Origin of the sequence: Microcoleus sp. AT3-A2 (genome assembly GCF_036705685.1) — a bacterium.
Taxonomy (GTDB): Bacteria; Cyanobacteriota; Cyanobacteriia; order Cyanobacteriales; family Microcoleaceae; genus Microcoleus.
This window is the reverse complement of sequence record NZ_JAUBVF010000067.1, coordinates 34,041-35,471: the sequence shown is the minus strand read 5'-3', so window position 1 is coordinate 35,471 and position 1,431 is coordinate 34,041. Positions and strand designations below refer to the sequence as shown.

At 41.6% G+C, this 1,431-nt stretch carries 1 protein-coding gene; it reads left to right on the top strand.

Features of this window, described 5'->3' with window-relative positions:
• Positions 1 to 502: 502 nt before the first annotated feature.
• Positions 503 to 1,431 (top strand): hypothetical protein (locus QUB37_RS25160; RefSeq protein WP_333167345.1); only part of this gene is annotated, 929 nt, incomplete at its 3' end.

Sequence of the window (1,431 nt, the reverse complement as noted above, 5' to 3'; positions counted from 1 at the left end):
TTGTCAAGTTTTTGTTTGAGTTTTTCACTAACGAACATAAATTTGATTTCCCCAAAATACGTCAATATACTTACACATAAAAAATCATTTAGGATTGAGCTAAATAAAGAAAATCATTTAGGATTGCTATACAAAACAAATCACTTAATTCAATAATTTAATAGCTAATTTTTTTAAAAATATATAATATTTAAAAACAACGTTGATTTATAAGCTGGCACTCGACATCTTTTTATAATACTTATTAATCATTTAATCTGTAAACAAGTCTGTATACATGAGTTATTTTTGCATCGCTAAGCTAAGACTTTGCCAGATGTGCGATCCCCCGCCTCCAGCTACTTCCAGGCCGAATGAACAGCGAGCCACTAGCACCTTAGTGGTTAGTACCTTTAAGAATCTACTTCTTAAGTAACAGTCCAAATCTAGTTCTTAGGCAGGAGATTTTCTGAGAAGTATATAGTTAGCCTAGTAAATGTAGCAGTAATACCCAAGGATATCTATGACTGATAATAAGCAGCCTTTTAACCAACCTGAAGCCAATCCTAACTTCCGGGAAAAGAATGTTGACAATAGCGAAAACGCGCAGCTTCAGGCTCAGACTAACGAAAATGCAGAATCAAAGGAAGAGCAATCATCAGGCTCAGGCCTTGGTGCGAGGATAGCTGGAGCAGCAGTCGGTGGTGTACTCGGTGCTCGCTCTGGAGGAATTATTGGTGCTGTAGCAGGCTCAGTTGCTGGCGCTATGATTGGTAAAGGTACTGCTGATACTGTTAACCGTGCTGTAGATAATTTAGGGGATGCAGCACACGCTGTAGCAGACGGTATTACACACACTGTAGAAGACCTAGGGACAGTAGTAAAGGAAACTGCTGAGGAAGTTAAACCCTCTATCAAAGCTACAGCAGAAGCAGTCAAGGAGACTGTTGAGGAAACCAAGCCTTCGATTAAAGGTATAGCCGAATCTGTCAATGAGACAGTTAAGGAAGCCAAGCCTTCTGTAGTAGATGCAGTCAAGAGCGCATCCGAGGAAGTCAAACCTACAATTAGAGAAGTAAAAGATTCAGTCAAGCAGACAGTCGAAGGTGTCAAGCCTTCTATACAAAGTGCAGCGGACTCTATTAAGAGTACGGCCGACGAAGTTAAGCCTTCTGCCAAAGCTGTAGCTCAGGAAATTGAGGGTGCCACTAAGGATCTTAGATCCACTGTAAAAGATACAGCGAAGGCAGTGGAGCCATCTATAAAAAGTGCAGCCGAATCGCTTAAGTCATCTGGCAAGAGTGCCGCTGAATCAATGAAGTCATCTGCTCAAAGCGCAGCCGAATCTGCTAAAAGTGCAGCGCAGGATGTTAAGCAGGATGTTAAGTCATCTGCCCAAAATGCAGCCGAATCTGCTAAAGGTGCAGCGCAGGATGTTAAGTCATCTGCCCA